At 60.9% G+C, this 21,907-nt stretch carries 21 protein-coding genes; 9 read left to right on the top strand and 12 right to left on the bottom strand.

The window, feature by feature from the left end:
• Positions 1-306: 306 nt before the first annotated feature.
• The 6 genes from SJQ66_RS17230 to SJQ66_RS17210 all read right to left on the bottom strand — a co-directional run bounded on the left by SJQ66_RS17230 (position 307) and on the right by SJQ66_RS17210 (position 5,788).
• Positions 307-885, bottom strand: a complete 579-nt coding sequence (locus tag SJQ66_RS17230) for a hypothetical protein (protein WP_253463235.1) — start codon at positions 883-885, stop codon at positions 307-309.
• A 146-nt stretch (positions 886-1,031) separates the two neighbouring features.
• Positions 1,032-1,445: a PAAR domain-containing protein gene (locus SJQ66_RS29740; protein WP_407691558.1), complete on the bottom strand. Its 414-nt coding sequence runs from the start codon at positions 1,443-1,445 to the stop codon at positions 1,032-1,034.
• A gap of 351 nt (positions 1,446-1,796) precedes the next feature.
• Positions 1,797-3,497 carry an electron transfer flavoprotein-ubiquinone oxidoreductase gene (locus tag SJQ66_RS17225; protein WP_046151930.1) on the bottom strand — a complete coding sequence of 567 codons (1,701 nt, stop codon included), beginning with the start codon at positions 3,495-3,497 and terminating at the stop codon, positions 1,797-1,799.
• Between the two features lie 315 nt (positions 3,498-3,812).
• Positions 3,813-4,808 (bottom strand): dihydrodipicolinate synthase family protein, encoded by a 996-nt coding sequence (locus SJQ66_RS17220; protein ID WP_320535090.1) that lies wholly within the window; start codon positions 4,806-4,808, stop codon positions 3,813-3,815.
• A gap of 9 nt (positions 4,809-4,817) precedes the next feature.
• On the bottom strand, positions 4,818-5,000 hold the full coding sequence (locus SJQ66_RS17215; protein ID WP_046151931.1) for a hypothetical protein: 183 nt from the start codon (positions 4,998-5,000) through the stop codon (positions 4,818-4,820).
• Entirely contained in the window at positions 4,997-5,788 is a 792-nt protein-coding gene (locus SJQ66_RS17210; protein WP_046152027.1) for a transporter substrate-binding domain-containing protein, read from the bottom strand. The genes SJQ66_RS17215 and SJQ66_RS17210 overlap by 4 nt, the downstream gene beginning before the upstream one ends.
• Positions 5,789-6,064: 276 nt before the next feature.
• On the opposite strand from SJQ66_RS17210, the gene SJQ66_RS17205 reads away from it, so the two are divergent.
• From SJQ66_RS17205 to SJQ66_RS17180, 6 genes are all read left to right on the top strand, one after another.
• Positions 6,065-7,297, top strand: coding sequence for a LysR family transcriptional regulator (locus SJQ66_RS17205; RefSeq protein ID WP_157685197.1), 1,233 nt, complete (start codon positions 6,065-6,067; stop codon positions 7,295-7,297).
• A 342-nt stretch (positions 7,298-7,639) separates the two neighbouring features.
• The gene (locus SJQ66_RS17200) at positions 7,640-8,839 is read left to right on the top strand and encodes a CaiB/BaiF CoA transferase family protein (protein ID WP_320535089.1); all 1,200 of its coding nucleotides are present in this window, start codon (positions 7,640-7,642) and stop codon (positions 8,837-8,839) included.
• 23 nt (positions 8,840-8,862) lie between these two features.
• Positions 8,863-10,026 (top strand): acyl-CoA dehydrogenase family protein, encoded by a 1,164-nt coding sequence (locus tag SJQ66_RS17195; RefSeq protein ID WP_036012837.1) that lies wholly within the window; start codon positions 8,863-8,865, stop codon positions 10,024-10,026.
• Positions 10,027-10,154: 128 nt separating this feature from the next.
• Positions 10,155-10,532: a MaoC family dehydratase gene (locus SJQ66_RS17190; RefSeq protein ID WP_320535088.1), complete on the top strand. Its 378-nt coding sequence runs from the start codon at positions 10,155-10,157 to the stop codon at positions 10,530-10,532.
• Positions 10,533-10,545: 13 nt separating this feature from the next.
• Complete coding sequence (locus tag SJQ66_RS17185; RefSeq protein ID WP_320535087.1) at positions 10,546-10,995, top strand: MaoC/PaaZ C-terminal domain-containing protein; 450 nt, start codon at positions 10,546-10,548, stop codon at positions 10,993-10,995.
• Positions 10,992-11,354 (top strand): DUF4286 family protein, encoded by a 363-nt coding sequence (locus tag SJQ66_RS17180; RefSeq protein WP_024905538.1) that lies wholly within the window; start codon positions 10,992-10,994, stop codon positions 11,352-11,354. The genes SJQ66_RS17185 and SJQ66_RS17180 overlap by 4 nt, the downstream gene beginning before the upstream one ends.
• Here SJQ66_RS17180 and SJQ66_RS17175 read toward each other — a convergent pair.
• The 3 genes from SJQ66_RS17175 to SJQ66_RS17165 all read right to left on the bottom strand — a co-directional run bounded on the left by SJQ66_RS17175 (position 11,351) and on the right by SJQ66_RS17165 (position 14,748).
• Positions 11,351-12,493 carry an alpha/beta hydrolase gene (locus tag SJQ66_RS17175; protein ID WP_320535343.1) on the bottom strand — a complete coding sequence of 381 codons (1,143 nt, stop codon included), beginning with the start codon at positions 12,491-12,493 and terminating at the stop codon, positions 11,351-11,353. The genes SJQ66_RS17180 and SJQ66_RS17175 overlap by 4 nt on opposite strands.
• Before the next feature lie 487 nt (positions 12,494-12,980).
• Positions 12,981-13,916: a dihydrodipicolinate synthase family protein gene (locus SJQ66_RS17170; protein WP_024905541.1), complete on the bottom strand. Its 936-nt coding sequence runs from the start codon at positions 13,914-13,916 to the stop codon at positions 12,981-12,983.
• A gap of 130 nt (positions 13,917-14,046) precedes the next feature.
• Positions 14,047-14,748: a FadR/GntR family transcriptional regulator gene (locus SJQ66_RS17165; RefSeq protein ID WP_036012851.1), complete on the bottom strand. Its 702-nt coding sequence runs from the start codon at positions 14,746-14,748 to the stop codon at positions 14,047-14,049.
• Between the two features lie 208 nt (positions 14,749-14,956).
• On the opposite strand from SJQ66_RS17165, the gene SJQ66_RS17160 reads away from it, so the two are divergent.
• A complete protein-coding gene (locus SJQ66_RS17160; protein WP_024905543.1) occupies positions 14,957-16,288 on the top strand; it encodes a mechanosensitive ion channel family protein in 1,332 nt (443 codons plus the stop codon).
• On the opposite strand, the gene SJQ66_RS17155 is transcribed toward SJQ66_RS17160, so the two are convergent.
• Positions 16,236-17,225, bottom strand: a complete 990-nt coding sequence (locus SJQ66_RS17155) for an inositol monophosphatase family protein (RefSeq protein ID WP_046151935.1) — start codon at positions 17,223-17,225, stop codon at positions 16,236-16,238. The genes SJQ66_RS17160 and SJQ66_RS17155 overlap by 53 nt on opposite strands.
• A 534-nt stretch (positions 17,226-17,759) precedes the next feature.
• Between SJQ66_RS17155 and SJQ66_RS17150 the strand changes: the two genes are divergently transcribed.
• Entirely contained in the window at positions 17,760-18,308 is a 549-nt protein-coding gene (locus SJQ66_RS17150; protein ID WP_201779107.1) for a TetR/AcrR family transcriptional regulator, read from the top strand.
• Positions 18,309-18,462: 154 nt separating this feature from the next.
• Here the strand turns inward: SJQ66_RS17150 and SJQ66_RS17145 are convergent, their stop codons facing one another.
• Both SJQ66_RS17145 and SJQ66_RS17140 read right to left on the bottom strand, forming a co-directional pair.
• Positions 18,463-19,239 (bottom strand): EAL domain-containing protein, encoded by a 777-nt coding sequence (locus SJQ66_RS17145; RefSeq protein WP_320535342.1) that lies wholly within the window; start codon positions 19,237-19,239, stop codon positions 18,463-18,465.
• A gap of 302 nt (positions 19,240-19,541) precedes the next feature.
• Positions 19,542-20,537 (bottom strand): hypothetical protein, encoded by a 996-nt coding sequence (locus tag SJQ66_RS17140; RefSeq protein WP_024905547.1) that lies wholly within the window; start codon positions 20,535-20,537, stop codon positions 19,542-19,544.
• 402 nt (positions 20,538-20,939) lie between these two features.
• Between SJQ66_RS17140 and SJQ66_RS17135 the strand changes: the two genes are divergently transcribed.
• Positions 20,940-21,806 (top strand): M15 family metallopeptidase, encoded by an 867-nt coding sequence (locus SJQ66_RS17135; protein ID WP_320535086.1) that lies wholly within the window; start codon positions 20,940-20,942, stop codon positions 21,804-21,806.
• Positions 21,807-21,907: the final 101 nt, after the last annotated feature.

Genomic DNA, 21,907 nt, shown 5'->3' with positions numbered 1-21,907 from the left:
TCTCGTTCTGTAGCGCTAAGGCATCACGTATTCATATATAAACGCGGGCGGACCGCTTAATACGCTTGCCCGCAACGCCTGGTTACGCGGCGATCTGGCGGCGGCTGACTGAAAACGCTACACCGTGGATAACCGCAGGGCATCGTTCCGTAGCGAAAAACCGGAGCAGTGGGCATCTAAAGTATCGTCATTGAGACGCGAACCGGCGCATGAATCGGAACGTACGCGCGTTTTTGCGAAGTGTGCCTTGACGTGGCGTTGCGCCGGTACCGGACGCTTGGGACTGGGGGATTTCATCCAGCTAGCTTACCCATCGCTTCGCTGACGTAACAATGCCCTTGGATTTCGTCTGTTTATAGACCACCATTTCCACCAAGGTCTTTTTTCATTCGGTGCATCCGCACTTGGTAGCGAATCCGGATCGATCTTACCGGCCTCAATCACAAAGTGTGCTTCCTCTTTGCCAGGTGCAAAGAATCGCCAATCTTCGTCCTGACCGTCAGAGTTTGGTGTAACAACCAACGTTAAACCATCGGTCAGACTTATTTTGATACGGCCAAAATCTTCCGTTTGCACTCGTTCAACGATCGCACGAACAGAGTCGATAAACAAACCGTTCAAAATTCCCATCGTGCGATGGGTGTCTTCGTCTGTATGAAGGCCTTCTTGGTTCACAAGGATGTTGCCCGATTGTTCAACTTGCCACATGCACTGAACGTGCAGTGCCCATTCACCAATCTGTTTGACGGTGCCTCTATAGCTAGTTATTTGCTTAAGTTGACCGAACTGGAGAGTCAGCATGCCAGCAGCACAATGGATAGCGCTTATTCCCATCCCAAGAAGCACTGCAAGGCGCCGGTTAATCAAAATCTTCGCATTTTTCATTCGCCCCCTCCAAACATATCTTGTGCTCGTTCCATTATTTCGTGATATCCGAGGTTTTCACCCGTTATGTGTTCATGTAGTAAGCGGGCTTGCCTCTTGTCTAGTCCCTATTGCTCTACAACGGCATTGAACTGTTTGTTCTGGGCTTAGTTATTCCCTGGTGTACCTTCTGCGCCTGCCACTAGAACACCGTCACTATTAATCGATGGTGATGGGTATTCGAAAGCCTGCGAACCGCCTAATGGTGTCTGAGAATTGATAGCAGTCGGCGCAGCAGTTGGTGAACCATCCGCGTTATAGCCCAATGAGGCCAGTTGGGCCGCATCGATCGATTGGGACATGCTTGGATTGGGTGCAATCATTGTCGGTGAGGGCGAGCATTTGCAAATGCATAGATCGCCATGAAGTCCGACCTGCTTTCCCATCATCTTACCCTGCCAGCGCGGCCCTATCGGAGCAATGTGCCCAACGGCTTTACAGACAGGGCAATAGACGGCAGCGCCGATGAATGCAACTGGCACACCACCGTTCAACGCGTCAGGGATACCCTCAGTTATCACGCCACCCGCCGATGACTGATCCCCCTGAAGCAAATAGTTTCAACGCATTCGGCTCCTTTACTTTTTTGCTCTACCAAATCACATCCGGCGCTAATTTAGTTAGCAACTCATGCATGATTCGTTATGCCGCAGTAAAGAATGTCTTATGCAACCCTTTTCTGTACATAGAAAATTTTATTGTATTTATTTACGGTATGGACGTAAAAAGGGCGTGCACCGTTGGTACTTCATTTCGCAGGGCTGCGTCGACTACCTCATGCGGTATCAGGTCGTTATCTCGTTGATACTGCGCGACGTACCGCGCATACGGGTAACGACAAAGGCCAGCTTTCCACCAGGCCCCACGATCGATCACATCGCGCCGTAATTCGGCCCGCCCCCACCTTCCGGGGTGACCCAGACGATATTCTGTGTCGGGTCTTTAATGTCGCAGGTTTTGCAGTGCACGCAGTTCTGTGCATTGATCACCAATCGTTCCGCCCCGCCCTCGTCCTTGGCAAACTCATAGACGCCCGCCGGACAGAAGCGCGATTCCGGCCCCGCATACTGCGCCAGATTCACCTTCACTGGCACGCTTGGGTCCTTTAACGTCAAATGCGCCGGCTGGTTTTCCTCGTGGTTCGTATTCGACAGGAAGACCGACGATAATCGATCGAACGTCAACACGCCATCCGGCTTAGGATAGGTGATCGGCGTGCATTCCGAAGCCGGCTTCAGCGTCTCGTGATCGGCATGCTTGTGATGCAGTGTCCATGGCACGTTGCCGCCGAGCAGCTTCTGCTCGATGCCCACCATCAGCGTGCCCAGATACAGCCCCTTGCTCATCCACTGCTTGAAATTCCTGGCGCGATGCAGTTCCTGCTTCAACCACGACGCATCGAACGCAGCCGGGTAGGCCGCCAGTTCAGCCGCGCGACGTGGTGCGTTGACGCCATCCGGCACCGTGCCCGCGGTAACCGCGTCGTAGATCGCGTCGGCTGCCATCATGCCCGACTTGATCGCCGCATGGCTGCCCTTGATCCGCGATGCGTTCAGGAAACCCGCATCGCAGCCAACCAGGGCGCCTCCCGGGAAGACCAACTTCGGCAACGACATCAGGCCGCCCGCCGTAATCGCCCGCGCGCCATACGACAAGCGCTTACCCCCTTCCAGGATCTGACGGATCGCCGGATGGGTCTTGTAGCGCTGGAATTCTTCGAACGGCGACAGATAGGGATTGCTATATCCCAATCCCACGACAAAACCGACGACCACCTGGTTATTATCCAGGTGGTACAAGAAGGAGCCGCCGTAAGTATCGGTGTCGAGCGGCCAGCCGGCCGTATGCATCACCCGTCCCGCCTTGTGCCTGGACGGATCGATTTCCCAGACTTCCTTGATACCAAGGCCATGCACCTGAGGATCCGCATCTTTCGCCAGATCGAAATGCGCAATCAGTTCACGCCCGAGATTGCCGCGCGAGCCTTCGGCAAACACCGTGTACTTGGCCAGCAATTCCATGCCAAGCTGGAAATTCGCGGTGGGCTGCCCGTCCTTGCCGACGCCCATATTGCCAGTCGCCACGCCACGCACCGCGCCATTGGCGTCATACAGGACCTCGGCAGCCGGAAAGCCGGCGAACACTTCAACCCCCAGCGTTTCGGCCTGCTGCGCCAGCCAGCGCGTGACATTGGCAAGGCTGACAACATAGTTGCCGTGATTCTTGAAATTGTCCGGCAGCAGCCATGCCGGCACCGATCGCGCCCCGTCCTTGGTCAGGAACAGGAATGTATCCTCGGTGACCGGCACGTTCAACGGCGCGCCCTGCGCCTTCCAGTCGGGTATCAGCTCGTCCAACCCACGCGGGTCCATCACCGCGCCCGACAGGATATGCGCGCCGGGTTCGGAACCCTTCTCAAGCACGCAGACGCTGATGTCGGTGCCTTTTTCCGCGGCGCGTTGTTTCAGACGAATCGCCGTGGACAAGCCGGCGGGACCACCGCCTACCACCACCACGTCGTATTCCATCGATTCGCGCGGACCATATTGCTCGACAAGCGCCGGATTTTGCATGCTGAATTGACACACTGGACAGTAAAGAGGGACGGCGCACCGCAGGTCTGACCCGCGGCGCGCTTTCGATTTTTTACACTATACCTGGGGATGATCGCACAGGATTGGTGCGTTCATTCAAAAACGATCCGAGACGGTCCCGCGCAGTCGCCCTTTCGGACGGCGGTTCCGGTCTACAGGCGCAGCCAGAAGGAGATGCTTTTTTGGATCGGTTGGCGCGTTTCAGAAAAGGTCCATGCGCGTTCGCCTCAAGGCTGCGTAAAGCGCGGCGCTAGCGGCGGAAAATGCGGTCACCGCTGTATCACGCCATGCGCATTATTCGGCGGGCAATGTTGCCCCGTCATCGAGCGACGTGATCAGCGATACCACCGGTCGACCCTCGGCATCCAACAGCCCCATCTGGATCAACGCCGCGCGAATGCGGGCGCAGACCACGTCAGGCACCGGCACAAAGGGCTCGCGCGCCATCTGGGACGCTATCACGTGCATCATCGCCAATGCGACCTTGATGCGGGCATACATTTCATTGCGCGGCAATGCGTAGATCGCGCGCACCAGCGGCAGCATCTTGTTGCTGGCGGCACGCATCGCGGGCAGGTCGTTCGCCGCACCCGCGCGCCATAACGCCACCAGATCATCGGGCACCAATGCCGCCAATCCGGACAGGATGCCATCCGCGCCCACGGCCAGTTGCGCGAGGAACCAATCGAAGTTGGATGCCAACACACTTAGATCGGTCCGTTCGGCCTTGATGGCCGCACGGTTCTCTTCATACGCGCGCATCGTGTCGCTGCCCTCCTTGATCGCGATCACGCGCGGCAACTTGGCCAGTTCGATCAGGGTCTGCGTCGAATAGCCATAACCGGACGCGAGCGGATATTGGAAAATCGCCACCGGCAGGTCGGCCGCGGCGATGATGGCGCGCACATACGACACGACCATCTCGGTACGTGCTCCGCCAAACGATGCCGGCGGGAAAATCGTCAATGCATCCGCGCCGGCCGCCTTCGCAAGCCGCGCCTCCAGCACCGCCTCGCGGGTACTCTGCGCGATGATGCCTGCAATCAACGGCTTGGCCTGTTGGCCGCCGTCGTGCATCGTCTTGCGCGTGGCGCGGATCACTGCGTCGCGTTCGTCGGGCGTCAGCGCGCCACCCTCACCGGCATGACCATTGACCAGCACGGCGGAGATGCCGTCGGCCATCACGCAATAACGGACCACGCGCGCATAGGATGCCCAATCGATTTCCTGGCCCGCGTCAAACGGCAGTACGGTCGCGACCACCACACCCGTCAGGGAAAGCGTCGTCATCGTCATTCCTTATTTCTCGATCACCGGCGGCCGAATGCTCGGCCCCGAAGGTAGGCTTACAACCAGCGTTGCACAAAGCACCGGGCGGTAGGTTGTCGATAACAGATAGAAAATGGCCGCCGCGCCGAACGCCTCGGGAACCTCGAACCTGGCCTGCATTCGCCGGGCGGCGGCCACGAGGGCGACACTCACGCCGGACCGGAACCCACCAGCGTGATATGCGGTGTGTTGATCTTCGTCATGCCATAGCGGTCCATCAGCTTCGCATACGAGCCGTCCTGCATCATGTCGTCCATCGCCTTCGCCACCGCTTCGGCCACGGCCTTCTTGCGGAATGCCATCGTCGTAGGCGTGCCACCTTGACCGCCGAGCACAAGTTTCGCCCGCTTGGACTTCACCACGGCCGCGCCGGTGTAGCTGGGCAGTGCCGCGAAATCAAACTGGCCCGCGCGCAATGCCGCCAGCATGTCGCTTGCCGTCGGGAATGCGTGGATGTCCAAGGGCTTGCCGCCCGCGTCGGTAATTTCCTTCGCGCGCTCACGCAGCCACTTTTCCTGGTAGGAATCGGCCTCGACGCCCACCGAGTGGCCCGCCAGGCCCTTGACGTCGTTCAGCGTCGCTTTCTGCGACGGATCGGCGATCACGTCGATCGTCGACATTGCATACGGCACCGTGTACATCGACTTGGAACGGGCTTCGGTCCAGAACATACCGGTGTTGATCCCATCGAAACGGCCCGCATTCAACGCTGGCACCATCGCCGGGAAATCCATGCGCAGCAGGTCGACCTTCAGGCACAGCCGCTTGCCGATCTCCTCGGCCAGATCGACGTTCATGCCCTTCATCTTGCCTGTCTCGTCGACGAACTGCAGCGGTGGCAATGTCGGATTGATCGACAGTTGCAGATGGCCGCTGCTCACCAGGTCACCGGCGGGAACCGCGATGCACGCGGCCTGCGCGGATGTGGCCAGCACCGCCATGGCGACGCACGAAGTCAAAGCGGTCGCGAGCATGGTCGCGACGGTGGGCGCAATATGGCGGCGTGAAAACATGGTCTCTCCAGGATGCGGTGTGGTGACCGCTTATGCCGCAAGCGAACACGGGATACCGGCCAGCCGTCGCCAACGGTGTGTCGCCAGGCGTGTAAATGACTAGGCGGCTGCGGTATTGAGACATTAGCGGCGCGCCATCCCGACGCGCCAGTGAAAAAAAAAACGGCCGACTATAATCGATAGTTATAGCTTCGACAGGGGATCTTGTCAGAATGGCATGTCCGCGCGCATTGCCGGGAAGAGACTGGCAACCCTACGCGCGAACGGCAATCGAGCGTATTGCATGGGCCGATGTGGCACTGCTTCATTGGCGGTCGCGCGCGAGGCAAGCGTGGAATCGCGCTGACGGCATGCAAGCGGGCACCGCATTGGCCCGGATGGGGCTGTGCCGGATTTGCAACGCCGTGGAAAATTGAACTAAGGGAAAGGATGGCAACGGAATACCGGTCCAATGCACAAAGTGGCAGGGGTAATGGTCAGTCAAGGCAGGATGACGCGGGCGGCAATCCACCCAGCGCACGTGTCCTGATCAATCTGCGACAACTCGAGGTACTGCGCGCGGTCATGCGCTACCGGACAACCACGGGAGCCGCCACCGAACTCGGCATGTCGCAGCCTGCCGTCAGCAATGCGATCCGCCTGGCGGAGGCCAAGCTCGGCTTTCCGCTGTTCGACCGCATCAGTAACCGCCTGATTCCCACCTCGGAAGCGAAGATGCTGTTCGACGACGCCGAGCCGTTGTTCCTCGTGCATCAAGCTATCCAACAAAAGGCCTGGGACCTGCGAACCGGCCGCGCGGGCGTGATTCGCGTGTTTGCCACCGCGGAGTTGTCGGAATGGCTCGTGCCAAAGACACTCGCCCGGTTTGCCGTCGATCATCCGAAGGTCAAGGTCCATCTGGAAACCATGCGCGTGGATGCGATATTGGAGAGTCTCGATTCCGGCATGGCCGATCTCGGCCTGTCAATGATGCCACCCACGCGGCCGGGCTTGATCAACGAATCGCTCGGCGAATTACGGATCGTCTGCGCAGCACCGCCGGGCGACCCGTTGGAGAAATGCGACATCGTCACGCCCGCCGCGCTGCGCGGCCGCCGGTTGATCGGCGCGCCGGCCCGCAGTCCCCTGGGCTTGCTGGTGGAGCGAGCGTTCGAGGCCGACGGCGATTATTTCGTACCGGATATCGAAGTGCGTTTCTCCAATGTGGCCTGTCGCCTGGTGGCGGAGGGACTGGGCGTGTCGCTGACCGATGAACTGTCGGCACTGAGTCAGCCACCAGGCAGCATCGTCGTTCGTCCGTTCCGTTCAGGCATGCCCATCTCGCTGTGCGCGCTGTTGCCGAAAGATCGACCCCGCCAGCGCTTGACCGAAAGCTTCGTCAAACACGCGCGCGAAGTCGTCGGCACGCTACGCGCGCAATCGCATCTGCCGGACTAACCACCCTTTATCGGCGCCACCTCACTGGCTGGCCGACGCCGACGGGCAATCGGCGGCGGCCATTGAGGGTGCGGCAACACACAGTGCCGCGCATCCCCCTGCAACGCGCGGCGGTGTACGCAACGTTTCCTGTCGCGTACACCCTCCCCTCTCGCGCGGGGGGCAATCATGAGGCTCGCTTATAGTCGGCGCCATGCATTTAATAGTGCGATACGCCCGCCGCGCTTTTTCCGATTGCTATGCTGAATAGCGTCAACAACCCGTCTGCCAGCGCTGCCGGCATCAAACGCCGCCATGCCGCAGACGGGCCATGTCAGACGTATGCAAACCAATCGGAACATCATGCTGAAACTCCTCGACGGCGTCCGTGTCATCAGCTTCAACCACTTCCATGCCGGCCCGATGGCCGCGCAAATGCTCGCGGATCTGGGCGCGGACGTGATCGCCGTCGAGCCCATCGATGGGGCGTTTCATCGCAACTGGGCGGTGGCGGATCACTTCGTCGGCACGCAGAGCGTCAACTTGCTGACCACCGGCCGCAACAAGCGCAGCCTGTCGGTCGACATGAAGAGCGCCGAAGGCCGTGCGCTGACGCAACGGCTGGTCAAGGACGCCGACGTGCTGATGGAAAACTTCCGGCCTGGCGCCATGGGCCGTCTGGGCCTCGGCCATGACGCGCTGAAGGCGATCAACCCACGCCTGATCTACGCCAGCGCCAGCGGTTATGGCGGCTCGGGCCCCTACGCGGCCAAGCCTGGCCAGGATCTGCTGTTGCAGGCGCTTTCCGGCCTGGCCGCGCGCACGGGCCGCGCTGATGGTCCCCCCACCGCGGTCGGCCCGGTAGTGGTGGATCAGCATGCCGCCGTGATCTACGTGATGAGCATTCTGGCGGCACTGTTCAACCGCGAGCGCACCGGGGAAGGCCGCCTGGTGGAAGTGAGCCTCCTGCAAGCGGCGATCGATCTGCAAGCCGAATCGTTGACGGCCTGGCTGAATGGCGCACGCAGTGATTCGCCGCGCGGACCGGCGGGCCTGGCAAGCTGGTTCAGCGGCGGCGCGTACGGCATTCACGCCACGGCTGACGGTCACCTCGCCGTTTCGATGGCGACGCCACAAGCGCTGGCAAGCGCATTGGAAGAACCCGCTCTCGCCCATATTCCCGATGATGCCGGCTACACGCGCCGTGAAGAGATTGTCCGCCTCGTCAGCGCGCGATTGAAGACCAGGACCACCGCGCAGTGGCTCGCGCAGCTGGCCGATTCCGACGTGTGGCACGGCCCCGTGCAGGACTACGACGACCTGCAGGCCGATCCGCAGTTGACGCACTTGGAAACATTCCAGACCGTGGAAGGCGTGGAAGGCAAGCCGGTGACCTTTGTCATGCATCCGGCGCGTTTCGACGGGCAAGCGCCCGGTGTCGCGCGCGCGCCGCAGCCGCTGGGCGCGCAATCGATGGAGATTCTGACCGAACTGGGCTACGCGCAAAACGACATCGACGACCTGATCGCACGCGGCGTGATCCGCGCCGCCGCGCCTGCCTGAACCTGCTTACCACGAAGACTGACATGATCGATTTTTCCCTTTCCTCCGAAACCCAGATGCTGGTGGATACGGTCCGCAAGTTCGTGACCAACGAAGTGCAGCCGCTGGAAGCGGAAACCGAACATACCGGCGTGATCCCGGCGGACACCTTGCGGGTCGTCCGCGACAAGGCGATGTCGCTGGGTCTGTTCGCCATGAACATGCCGGAGGACGTAGGCGGCGGCGGCTTGTCGCATGTCGACATGTGCTTTGTGGAGGAAGAACTGGGCAAGACGTCCGACGCACTGATCCGCCGTATCTTCGGTCAGGTGTATCCGATGCTGCTGGCCTGCGACGGCGCGCAACGCGACGCATACCTGTTGCCCACCGTGCGTGGCGAGAAGATCTGCGCGATGGCGATCACGGAGCCCGGCGCCGGTTCCGATGCGGCGTCGATCTCGACGGTTGCCACCGAGGACGGTGACGACTTCATCATCAATGGCCGCAAGCATTTCATCAGCGACGGCGACATTGCCGATTACGTTATCGTTATGGCGCTGACGGATAAGGAAAAGCGGGCCCGCGGCGGCATCACGCTGTTCCTGGTGGACAAGGGCACGCCCGGCTTCCACGTGACCGGCAAGCAGCCGATGATGGGCCATCGTGGCTATGGTCATGCGGAACTGGTATTTGAAAACTGCCGCATCCCGAAGGACAAGATCCTCGGCACGCTGGGCAGCGGCTTCAAGTTGATCATGGATAGCGTGGCCGGCATCCGCCTTGGCCACATCGGCGCGCGCGCCTGCGGCATGGCGCAGCGCGTGCTGGAGCTGATGCGCAACCATGCCGCCGAGCGCAAGCAGTTCGGCCAGCCCATCGGCGACTTTCAGATGGTGCAGCAGATGATCGCGGACTCCGCCACGGAAATTTTCGCCACGCGGATGATGGTGATGAACACCGCGTGGGAATTGGACCAAGGCCGTGACGTGCGCGACAAGGTATCCATGGTGAAGCTGTATTCCTCGGAGATGATCGGTCGCGTGGCGGATCGCGGCATCCAGGTATTCGGCGGCATGGGCTTCACAAAGGAAATGCCGCTGGAGCGCATTTATCGCGACAGCCGCGTAACGCGTATCTACGACGGCACATCGGAAATCCATCGCATGCTGATCGCGCGCAGCGTGATCAAGCGCGGCCTGACGTTGTAGGCACGCGCGGCGCCATTGTGCGCAAGCCGGTCCGTGCCCGTTCGGCATGCCTGACTTGTCGCGCCTCATTCACTGACACATGCCTTCCTGCGATGCAAAACGAAACGACCCTGAAAGCCGGAGCGACGATGTCGTTCCGCAAGACGATGACCGTGGCCGAACAAGCGTTCTTCACGGGGATAAGCGGTAACCTCGCACCGCTGCACGTCGATGCCGCCGCCGCGCGTGAAGCAGGCTTTACAAATATGCTGAGTTTCGAGATGGCTGTGCTGGCCCTGGCATCGACGTGCCTGAACCGAATAGCCGGCAAGGCCTGGCGCCTTGGCAAGCTCGACCTGGCATTCGACGCGCCGGTGGTCGTGGGCAGCACGATCGAGGCCATTGCCACGGTGACCGGGGTCGCCGCAACCGCGCTGACGTTCGACGTGCGTTGCGTGATCGACACCGAAGACGGCGGCAGGCAAGCGATTGGCGGCACGGCAACCATGCTGCCGCTGGTCGGTTGATCAGGGGAACGCGATGTACGACATCAAACCATTCGACACGCTGCACGTGGGCGACGAGGTCTCCCTGTGCAAGACCATCACCGAAGCCGATGGTGCCTTGTATGAAGCGGCCACCGGTGATTTCGGGCCGGTGCATATCGATGACGGGTATGCCGGCAAGACCCGATTCGGCCGGCGTCTGGCACCGGGCATTCTGGTGGCCGGTATCTGTACCAGCGTGTTGACGGCAGAGTTGGTTGGCACCTTGGGGGTATCGATCGAGGATCGTTTCTGGTTTACCGGACCGGTGTTCTACGGCGATACGCTACGCTTTCGCGTCTGGATCGCAGCGATGCAATCGGAGACACGGACCGCCGTGTGGCACGCCAGCGCGACAAACGAGGAAGGCACGGAAGTCCTGAAGGCCGAAGCCACGCTGAAGTTTCCGCGGGTCAAGCCAAAACCAGTGGAGCAGACACAGTGAAGTTTCCCGTCGATCGCCTGCCCGCCAATGCCGCGGGTCCGTACATCCATATCGTCCGCGTCGATATCGCGCCTGAACAGGAAGCGGCGTTCAATCGCTGGTATGACGAAGTGCATCTGCCCGCGATCCTGTCGTGCCCAGGCTGGTTGACGGGCAGCCGCTACAAGGCCATCGACGACGGCCCGGCCTACGCGGCGGTCTATACGATCGCAGGCGACTGGGTCTATGACACGCCGGAATTCGAGGCCGTGAAGGGATTCATGGCATTCACGCCTTTCGTCTCGCATTTCACACGGCTGCGCCTGGCGCCATTGGCGCCGACCGGCGCGCCGCCTGAGTCGACCAATGGGCCGGCCTAAACCTTGATCAGCGCAAGCCAGCGCTCGAACAACGCCGGCCATAGCGTCTGTTCGGTGCCGGGTCGCCCCAGGCTCCAGCCATGGCCACCCGACTGGAACAGATGCATATCCACGGGGCGACCGGCCGCGCGCATTGCGGCGTACATCAGCAGACTGTTGTCCACCGGCGCAATCGGATCGTCGGTCGCCTGCGCGAGAAAGATCGGCGGCGTGTTGGCATCCACATGCCGATCGACCGACAACGCCGCGGCTGCCTCGCTCTGCGCCGCATCGGGGATGTCGCTGTTTGCCACGCTTGGATGGCCGCGTCGGTTGGCATGCCCGTCGGCATGCGCGGGTAAGGCCGGGACGTCACCCCCGTCGTCGCGACCGAGCAGCGATCGTCGCGTGCGGGTACGATCGAACGGCGGCATCAGCGTCAATACCGGGTATATCAGGGCTGCAAACATCGCCCCGGATGGCAGCGCGTCCACCGCATCCATCGGCGCATAGCGCGCGATGCCGGGTGTGACGGCGGTCGTCCCCGCCAAATGGCCGCCGGCTGAAAACCCCATCACTCCGACACGGCTTGGATCGACATGCCAGGCCTGGGCGTTGGCGCGAATGACGCGCATGGCCCGTTGCCCATCCTGCAACGGCGCCAGGCGATCCCAGCCCGGCCGCGGCAGTCGATAGATCAGCTCACACGCGGTGATACCGATCGACTGCAACCAACGGCACGCGGGGGTACTCTCATGGCCGCATTCGATCTGGGCATAGCCGCCTCCGGCAATTACCAGGACCGCCATGCCAGTGCGCCGCGCCGGATCGGCCAGATAGACACGCAACCGCGGTTGCGAGACGTTACGCACCGCGCCGCTTGCACTGACGCGCTCCGCACCCATCGCGGCCAACCGCGCGGCATCTCGTACACCGGGGATGCGTCCTGCCGGCCATAGCGCCACGACACTTGCCTCGCCCGGCGTGGCGTCGGCCGATCCCGACCGGGACTGCCTGGCGGACGTATCGCCCGCCTCTATCGCGTCCGCAGCCGCACGCGCGGTCCATCCCGCGCCAGCAAGTGTGAGCGGTACACCGAACACCGCACGCCCAACCAAAGACCGGCGGGTCGCGTCCGGTTGCTTTTCGAGTGGCGTTATCGCAATCCCTTCTTGCGATAGCGCGCCGGACGCGTGTTCAACGAGCGGCGATACGCCATTACCGCCTGCTCGCGACGCCGCCGCTCCCTCGGGTTGCCCTGCATGATCCTCTTCGTCCTCGTGGCGATCATGCCGCGAGTCGTCTACCGGCTGCCTCAACCTGCTCTCCTGCATTGCATTGACTTGTCACACGCCCATCAAGACGCTTGTTCCCAGAGGTTCGCCCCCGGTGCTTTCAGTTTGTACCGGCCGATCCAATGGCGATACCCGGTGCTGTAGTTTCGATTACCTTACACCAAGCAAAAATCGCCATTGTGACAGCCTGTGGCAAACGAACAAGTCATGCAGCTGTATCGCCGCGCTGCCGAAGCGCGGGCGCAACGGCCATGCGGCGGCGTTGTGTGCGGTCACCAAGGCAGTGACATCGATCACGTCGTCAAAGTCGGGCAGGCGATGCGCGTCCAAGGAAGCCGCGAACCGAGCGTGCTCAGGTGAGAGACTGCTCGAATTCGAGCAGCGTCCGCGTCGCCTCACGGACAGCCGGCATGTCCGCCGCGTCGGTGTTGGAGAGCAGCGGCAGCATCGGCCCCATGTCGGCGATGCCGCTGACCGTGACCGCGTCGTGCAGCACCCGGATCAGCGATATCCGGTCACGCAACGTCTCCAGCGGCATGAAACGGGCATGCAGTGCGTAGGCCTCGTCGAGCCTGTTCGCCTTGACCGCGTCGAACAGACGCATCACGGCACGCGGCGCGATACAGCCGGAACCGGTCGTCCACGCCGCCAGGCCATACGCGTTGACATGAGTAATCGCCGGACGCTCGCCCATGCCGCTGACCAGCTTTTCGAGGCCCGCCGATCCGGCAAGGCGATCGATCAAGGCGCGCAAATACGGGTCGTTTTCCGGCTGCTCGCGGACAATCGCGTATTTCACCGCCGCCAGCACACCTTGCTCGACGAGCCGCGCCAGCGTATCCAGGTCCAGATACGCTTCGTGCTTGATATACAACGTCAGCGGGAAACCTGCCAGCTCGGCAATATGCGACAACCCGTCGTAGACCCCCGACGGAGTGGTAAAACCCGCCATCGGCAGTACCATCGCGGTGCGATAGTCCCGTTCCCGGAGCATTCGCGCCTGATCGCGCATCTTGCCGTAATCGGCGCCGATGGCCGGAATCACACGCATCCCCGCATCGGACTGCTCCGCCAGCATATCAAGCAGCGTCCCGTATTCGCTGATGGGCACGTGGTAGAGGTTGGCGTTGCCGCCATACAGCAAGGTGCGCACACCGCCCTGCGCGATGTGCGCCATCAAGCGCCGGTTCTGCACCGGGTCCAGGGAGAAATCCGCGCGACGCGCCAGCGGGGGCACCGCCATCACGGTCGCGCCCAATTCCTCGGGAAGAAACGCATCGGTTCGCATCGTCACTCCAGGCGGGCCAAGGACGTCGCACCGGCACCGCGCGGGCGGTATCAGACGTGACGACCAAGTTGTCAAACAACTTTACCTATCCGCACTGTAGCGCATTTTGCCTGGTGCCGGCAAAGGCCGTCTAGGTGCCGAACATGCGGACAACGGCGTGTTCAAGGTGATGGCGCATTGCAACAGACGCAGCCTCGGCATCTCGTGCATCGATTGCGGCCACGATTTCCGCATGCTCCGCCTGCACTTCGCGACGCCGCGCCGCCGTCTTGATCAACGACAGGTTACGCGACAGGTTCATGCTGAACAGCACTTGCTCGTGCAAAAAGCCCAACACGGTGACGAAATAGGGATTCATCGATGCTCGTGCAATGGCGGCATGAAAAGCGAAATCCTCGTCGGCGCCGATTCCGCCAGTCTCGATCACCCGCATCAATGCGTGATTCGCCTGATGCACTCCCTCACGCTCCATCTCGCCGGCATCAGTTGCCGCCAGGGCCGCAGCCCCTGCTTCGGCGACGATCCGGAAGTCGTAGCAACGGCGAATATCCGACAACGTCTCCAGCGGCGCGAAACGGCGCACATCCGGGTCCGGACGATGCGCCACTGTTGTGCCGGAACCGTGACGCGTCTGAATGATGCCATCGGCGCGCAACCGCGCCAGCGCTTCGCGCACTGTCGGCCGCGACGTCTGGAATGCGTCCGCCAGTTGGTGTTCCGAGGGAAGACGGCTGCCCTGCGGGTAGATGCCATCTAGAATCTGACCGAGCAATGCACCGTAGATACGGTCCGGCATCCCGCTTGGGCGCACGTCCGCAGGCCCCCGTGGCATCGGCGGTGCTTCCGCCTTCAGCAAGGTGAGCGCGTCGTATTCTTTATCCATCACGTTGTTTCACTGTCCTTTCATCAAGCCATCGGCATCCGACAAATCCACCGGTTTTTTAGAGATGCCACAGCCCTTACACTGACGTTCCGCAACTGCCGGGCAATGCCATTGCCTTGCCCGGCAACGCACCTCACGTTCGCGTCTTTATCGGCACATGTCAACCCTGACACCTCCCTCCTGGCTTACCACCGTCACGTTCTGCGGCCTCACGCCGCTTCAATGGACCAGTGCGGTAATCATTGCCGCCGTTACTTATCCCGTGCTCGACGGCTTGCGACGCTGGGCCATGTGCAAATTGTCTGCCGCGGCGTCAAGGACGGCACGGGAAGACGGGCCACATGAAACAGATGTGGCGCCGATAGCCGCCACGAGCGAACCAAAGGCGCGGTTGTCACTGACGGACATCGTCGTCGCCTTGCTGGACGATACGCGGAGACCGATGATGATGGCGGTTGCCGTGCTGACCGGGCTGAGCGCCGTGGCCACATCACAGGGCGACATCGCCAACGGGGTGCTGACCTGGGCGCAGCGCGGATGGCAGACCGTTATGCTGTTGCAATGCGCGCTATGGGCCAGTCGCGCGGTGGGTCTTTTAAGCCATCGCTACCTCGAACGGCATCGAACGCAGCGCGCCGCACTTGCCCTCGCCGCGGCGCAGGCGGCGGCGAGGGCAACCGATTCACGGACCCTTGGACCTGACGGCGCGCGGACCGCACCCGTCACGCCACAACCATCGATCGGCCTCGACAGCGACGACGGCATCAACCCCGTCATCGTCCGCGTGCTTGCCTGGTCCGTGCGCACCGTGATGTGGGCGCTTTTCCTGCTTTCCCTGATGGCACAGGGTGGCGTGAACATCACCGCCTTTGTCGCAAGCCTGAGCATTGGCGCGGCCGCGATCGGCTTTGCCGTGCATGGTGTGCTGAGCGACCTGTTCGCTTCGCTCGCGATCGGCCTGGACAAGCCGTTTCGCATTGGGGACTTCATCGCGTTCGGCGATGTCAGTGGCACCATCGAACAGGTGGGCATGAAGACCACGCGCATCCGCAGCTTGCGCGGTGAAGAAATCATTTGCGGCAATACCGAGTTGCTCCGCCAGCAAATCCACAACTTCCAGCGCATGCAGACACGACGCATCGTTTTCCGCTTCGGTCTGGCCTACGCGACACCCGCCACAGGTCTGCGCGCGGTACCCGCCATGGTGGAGCAGGCATTTGCACAGATTCCGCACACGCGCTGTGATCGTGTCCATTTCGCCGCCTTTGCCGAGCGCGGCCTGGAATTCGAAGTCGTCTACTACGTGACGCGCCCCGACTATGCGACCTACATGGATTGCCAACAGGCGCTGAACCTCGCCATCGTCGATGGGCTCGCGGCGTTCGGCATTGCATTCGCACAACCGATACGCGAGATACGGATGGTCGATGCGGCCATCAACGTGCCACGATCCCCGACGTCCGATCAACTGCCTGCCACAGCGATGTGAACAACCGTGGGCCCGCGACGATCACCCGATTGCCGCGACGCAAGCCGTCACCGGCAAGGAAATCCTCCGCGATACCCCCGGCTTCCCGTACAAGCACAAGGCCCGCCATGCAGTCCCAGGGATGCATGAAAGGCTCGTAATAGCCGATCAACCGGCCCGCCGCAACATAAGCGATCATCAGCGCCCCGGACCCGTTACGAATGAACATGCCGCCTTCAGCCAACAACGTGTCCAGAAACGGCACGACTGTCGAGGCCGGCACTTTGTGCGAATAGCCCAGGCCGAGCGGCCCGTCGCGAAACGACGCCGCGTGATGCGCCAGTAAACGTTTCTCGACGGGCACGCCGTTCGGGCCGGTTGTCGAAAGCCAGGCACCCGCACCGTCCATCGCGTGGAAGAGCTCATCAGTGTTGGGATCGTAGACCGCGCCGATGCGCGGCACGCCATCGATGACCACGCCGATCGAGATGCACCAGACCGGCATGCCCTGCAAGAAACAGGTCGTTCCGTCGATCGGATCGACTACCCAGAGCGCGCTTTGGCTGGCGCCAGTCAGGCCGTCCTGTCCCATCTCGACACCCGCGCCGGCATCGGGTGCGGCTTTGTCAGCCTGACCGCCCGCGACATGGCCCAAGGAGGAAACGGCCGCTCTCTGTTCGGACGCACTTTCCTCACCCAGGAATGCATCGTCGGGGAAGGCGTTCGCAATACCGGCGCGGATGAATTGCTCCACATCACGATCGGCGCGACTGACCACGTCTTGCAGACCCTTGTGCTCTATCTGCAATGTGTCACGCTCCCGGAAGAAGGCCAGCGCGAGGCGTCCCGCCGAACGCGCCAGCGTACATGCAAGCGCGTGGCGTGCCACGATGTCCGGTGTCGTGACAGACGCACCGGTAGGATCGGAAGTAGGCAAGTGCCGCGATACGTCAGTCATCAGGCAGGAATCCCGTTATCGCTTTCACGATTAAAAAAAACAACGAAGGCGATGGGTGGCGTGGATCACACCGCCTCGATTATCCATCACGCTCCCACAAAACACCGCGTTTGCCACACCCACGACAGGATTTGGCGCACAGGTGCCCTGGCACTTCACGACGCCTGCATCGATCGGCCTTTACACCGTGCAGGCACCGTTCCACAACCGTCCACGACTCTTCTTATCCGGCAGCCGACCAATGCGTCTCGCCATGCCACGACCGCTTTTTTAGATGCCTCCTGCCGAATGCCAAAACTTTCCCTATAATCGAAATACCGGGCAATGAATTTTCTTAAATTTCGCCGGTTAAAACAAGGAACGGGCTGTAACGCCGTTCGACAATGTAGCCTATAACAAGACTTCCACACGCCACGCCGTGCCGGCGCCTCAGGGTTCCGGCCTGGTTCATGCCGTACCCGTGCATGATCGACATTTTCCTTCCAACCGTCCTGACCAAGTAGGTTCTCCGTGCCAGAAAAACGAGAACAGATATTGCGAGCAGCGACGACGCTGTTCGGCAAGCATGGCTATCATGCAGTCGGCATCGACTGGATCATCGCTGAATCCAAAGTGTCGAAGATGACGATGTATCGCCATTTCCCGTCCAAGGGCGATCTGGTGGTGGCCGTCTTGAAAACCTGCCAATACCGCGATGCCGAATCGCTCGAACGCTATGTAACGGCTGTCCAGGAGCCGGTGGAACGCCTGAAGCGCGTATTCGACTGGCACCGTGACTGGTTCAACAGTGAGGGATTCACCGGATCGATGTTCGCCCACGCGGCGTACGAGTTCTCCGACAAGGGAACGCAGATCCATCGAATCAATGTCGAACAGAAGTCGCATTTGACCTGCTTTATCGCCGATATCCTCTCCGATATCATCGACCCGCAAAAAGCGCAGGACGTGGCGCCCATTCTCGTGATGCTGCTGGACGGCGCCACGCTGGGCGTACAGGTATTCGGAGCCGCTCGCGCGCGTTGCGATGTCTGGGAGGCGGCCTGTGAGCTGGCCGGTATCCATGCGGTAGAGCGTTCGTGGTAGCGGGCTTTCCGCGTATCGGCGCCAGAAGAGGCCGAGTCTGAAACGGCACCGATCCTGTCGGATTCGAACAAGATCGGTCACCTGCTGCCCCGTCGTTTCCCGGCACGAAAGGGGATAACGGCGCGTGACAGTTCGGTTTCAGGAGATCGGTGTACTACGACACATTCGCGATTTCCGGAATGGCATTGAACGCCGGCTTCGCGAACAGGAAGCCCTGCATCAGGGTCACGCCGTGACGCGCCAGGAAGTCCCGCTCGCCCGCCGTTTCGATACCTTCGGCAATGACCCGAACCCCCAGGTCGCGGCATATTTGCAGCACCCCGCAAACAATCCGTTGCCTGACAGTATCCTGATCGATATGCCGCACGAGCGCCATGTCGAGCTTGATGAGATCCGGCTGAAAATCGGCGAGCAGGGTCAGCCCCGAATAACCGGCACCAAAATCATCGATGGCTGTTTGAAAACCAAACGATTGATACGCACGGAAGATCTCGACGAGATGACGACGGCTGATGACGTTCTCGGCCTCCACCGTCTCAAAAATAACCCGCTCCAGTGGAAAACCATGCTTCTTAGCCGCCTCGAACGTGCTGCGAATGCACGCCGCCGGTTGATAGACCGCGTTCGGCATGAAATTGATCGACAGGAAACTTTGCATGCCCAAGGCCGCCGCCTGCGCAATGGCGTTCGTGCGGCACTGCTGGTCGAACTGGTAGCGATTCTCGTCGCGTATCTGCAACAGAACGGATTCCGCCGGCTCTCCGTGAGGCCCTCGGACCAGCGCCTCATGCGCATAGGCCGTCCCCGTCGTCAGATCGACGATCGGCTGGAAGGCAAAGGCCATCTCGATGGGTACGGCCTCGGGTGAATGACACCCTTCACAACGGTCCGGCGGCCCGTATACGGGCGTTTCGTCACGGATTTCAATCATGAGCAGCAATTCGGTAGCGATCAAACAGGTAGGCCGGAAACGCGTGATGGCGTCCGCGAGGAATGACGATCGACCAGCAATCTCGTCCCGCAAAGGCACGCTGTCAGTCACTTTACCCTGTTGCCAGACTTCATGACATATCCCCGGACCAACCTGACGATGGGCATCGCCAGGCGTTTCGATGCCAAAGTACATGCACGATACGCGCAATGGCATTTTCGCGATCAGGCACAGGCCTGTACCGGTTAAAGATGCCCGCGCATCCGGCCCTCGCCGGAGCCCGTGGGCGTCGTCTCACCGAATCAATGCGCGGACGTGGCAGCCGATGGTTGCGGATTACCAGGACAAGCCGGATCGCTCCCCCAGTGACCGTTACAGACCTGCCAGCGACACACCTCACCGTTAAAGAAACCCTTGCTGCGGCACGCCTCCACCTTCGCGGCAAGGCTGCCCGCGACAGGTTTTGCCGACCCGTGCGACTTGGCCGACACCGCGCCTTTCGATGTCGCAACAGGCGAGCCCTTCGCATCGGTCGCATTCGTGTGCTTGAAGAGCGCCGCGAGAATATCGGCATCCGGGTCCTCACTCTTTGCGGCTGGCGCCGCTTGCGTGCGATCGTTCGCCCGTTCCCGCGCCCGCTCCTCCCGCTCCGCGAGCAAGCGCTCATGCCGCGTCATTTTCTTTTCGGCGCGCTTTGCCTTGGCATCGGCCGCACCCGAAGGGGCTGTCGTTTCACGCCGCTTATCAGGCGTATCGTTTTTCTCGGCCAGCGCCTTTACGGGATCTTCCTGCTGTGCCGCCAATGCAGGCGGCGTCACTCTCGAATCAGTTGCAGGTTGTCCCGACGTGTCATTGACGATCGTTGCCGACTGAGTCGGCGGCGGACTCCCCCCCGCTGCGTTATTGGTCCCTTGCATCCGTGCGGTGCCTGAAGGGGGCGGATGCTCCTCGCCCTGCTGCGCCCGCACGGCCGAGCCATCCGCTGTACCGGAAGACACGCGTGCATCGGTGAGCGGTTCGTCACGATTCACACGCTGCTGCGAGCGCCACACACCGCCCGCCACCACGACCAATGCCAGTAACGCGACGACGCCGATCCAGGTCCCCTTACGCGCGCCACGTGGCCCTACCGGCGCGGCCTTGGCCCCGCCTTTGACCGCCTTCGCCCCTTTCCCGTCCAGACCCGCCAGAATACGGGGCTCCGCGCCAGCCGGCTTCGGTGCGGTGGACGATGATGCGGCTCCGCCAACCAGACTCGGCGGCTGCTTGGGCGGCGTTACTCCGTTTCCGTCGCTCATCCTCTCTCTTCGATTCTTTTCGTTCATCAATACCGGCGCAATGGCGACGCATGCACAACCGATCAATCCAATTTTCACGTCATATGTCTAAGCAATCATATGAGCGTATACGCGTAATGCAGACCGACCTTTCTAATCCATATTTTACGACAGCCTTCTAACCCTCACCGCGCATTTGCCTATCCATTTACCAAGAACCATGGAACGTCGATCATCGCTCCGTTCACGCTTTCATAAAAAATACGACAAATAGCATGCATGCGGTCGCTAAGACGTCTGGCAATCTTTTCATAAGGCACGGCGGCATGCGAACATGTCGGAGGATTTTAATGCACATCGCTCAGGATTAGAAATGCTTCGCCACACCATGTGTAACACCTCCTTTCGAAAGCATCTAAGATCGTGATTTTTTTCGCTTTGTCGGGTTATTTTCTTGCCGCGGTGGGCATTGCTATTCTGGTATTTCTTCCCGATGCACGTGCGCAGGCGGTAGAACATACCGCGCGGGCATTTCGACGTATTACCGGCACATTTGGTACTGTTGCGTCCCATGGGGAAAAAGGCTTAACGCATTCGGCGCGTGCGGCTGCATCGACATCGGCTCGATTCCGGGATATGCTAGTTCGCCGTCGTTTGTTACTACTCATTTCGATAGGAACACTCGCCACGCCGCCATTAATTGCATTATTCCTCCGTGGCAAACAGCAGATATTCCAGTTTTCGGACACGACAGACGTGTCCGATGCGAAGATTGATGCCTTGTTGCACGGAGAACAATTGGTACCGCCGCCGGCGCCGCCGCCGGAAGTCTTCACGACGCGGGAAGTAGAGCAGATCCGGCCGCAAATTCGCAATGCCAGCCGCGATTGGAGCCTGCTGGATGCGGACTTCCGGACGCGGTTGTTACTGGTCTACAAGTTGATGGCGGAGCGATATGGCTATCAGATGGTGTTGCTGGAGGGCTATCGCAGCCCTGATCGACAAGCCAGCCTGGCGTCATCGGGGAATCAGGTGACACAGGCAGGGGCGAATCGCAGTTATCACCAATATGGGTTAGCAGCGGATAACGCCTTCTTGCGCGATGGCAAGGTCGTGATCTCGGAAAAAGATCCGTGGGCCATGCGGGGGTATGCGTTGTACGGCAAGACTGCCGCGGAGGTGGGACTGGTCTGGGGCGGGGACTGGTCGTTCCATGATTACGGACACGTCGAGTATCACAAACCAGGATTCAAGATGGGGGTATCAAAACCTTTGAATCCGTTGGAGTAGGCCGGTCGGCCGGGGCATCGACGGACGTCACGCCCCCGCACTGCCAGTGTTGCCATTTTGTAGACGACTGTAGAGAATAACAAAGCATGATACGGCCACGC

It is taken from the genome of Robbsia andropogonis (assembly GCF_034047095.1).
GTDB lineage: Bacteria > Pseudomonadota > Gammaproteobacteria > Burkholderiales > Burkholderiaceae > Robbsia > Robbsia andropogonis.
Note: the sequence above shows the minus strand (reverse complement) of the source record. Positions and strands in the feature narration are given on the sequence as shown.

Coding starts and splice junctions, on each gene's coding strand:
- SJQ66_RS17195 (WP_036012837.1), top strand. CDS start 8,863: ATGATCGATTTTTCCCTTTCCTCCGAAACCCAGATGCTGGTGGATACG.
- SJQ66_RS17190 (WP_320535088.1), top strand. CDS start 10,155: ATGTCGTTCCGCAAGACGATGACCGTGGCCGAACAAGCGTTCTTCACG.
- SJQ66_RS17170 (WP_024905541.1), bottom strand. CDS start 13,916: ATGCGAACCGATGCGTTTCTTCCCGAGGAATTGGGCGCGACCGTGATG.
- SJQ66_RS17225 (WP_046151930.1), bottom strand. CDS start 3,497: ATGCAAAATCCGGCGCTTGTCGAGCAATATGGTCCGCGCGAATCGATG.
- SJQ66_RS17155 (WP_046151935.1), bottom strand. CDS start 17,225: ATGACTGACGTATCGCGGCACTTGCCTACTTCCGATCCTACCGGTGCG.
- SJQ66_RS17165 (WP_036012851.1), bottom strand. CDS start 14,748: ATGCCACGGGGGCCTGCGGACGTGCGCCCAAGCGGGATGCCGGACCGT.
- SJQ66_RS17160 (WP_024905543.1), top strand. CDS start 14,957: ATGTCAACCCTGACACCTCCCTCCTGGCTTACCACCGTCACGTTCTGC.
- SJQ66_RS17140 (WP_024905547.1), bottom strand. CDS start 20,537: ATGAGCGACGGAAACGGAGTAACGCCGCCCAAGCAGCCGCCGAGTCTG.
- SJQ66_RS17210 (WP_046152027.1), bottom strand. CDS start 5,788: ATGGCGGTGCTGGCCACATCCGCGCAGGCCGCGTGCATCGCGGTTCCC.
- SJQ66_RS17185 (WP_320535087.1), top strand. CDS start 10,546: ATGTACGACATCAAACCATTCGACACGCTGCACGTGGGCGACGAGGTC.
- SJQ66_RS17145 (WP_320535342.1), bottom strand. CDS start 19,239: ATGATTGAAATCCGTGACGAAACGCCCGTATACGGGCCGCCGGACCGT.
- SJQ66_RS17220 (WP_320535090.1), bottom strand. CDS start 4,808: ATGACGACGCTTTCCCTGACGGGTGTGGTGGTCGCGACCGTACTGCCG.
- SJQ66_RS17230 (WP_253463235.1), bottom strand. CDS start 885: ATGAAAAATGCGAAGATTTTGATTAACCGGCGCCTTGCAGTGCTTCTT.
- SJQ66_RS17200 (WP_320535089.1), top strand. CDS start 7,640: ATGCTGAAACTCCTCGACGGCGTCCGTGTCATCAGCTTCAACCACTTC.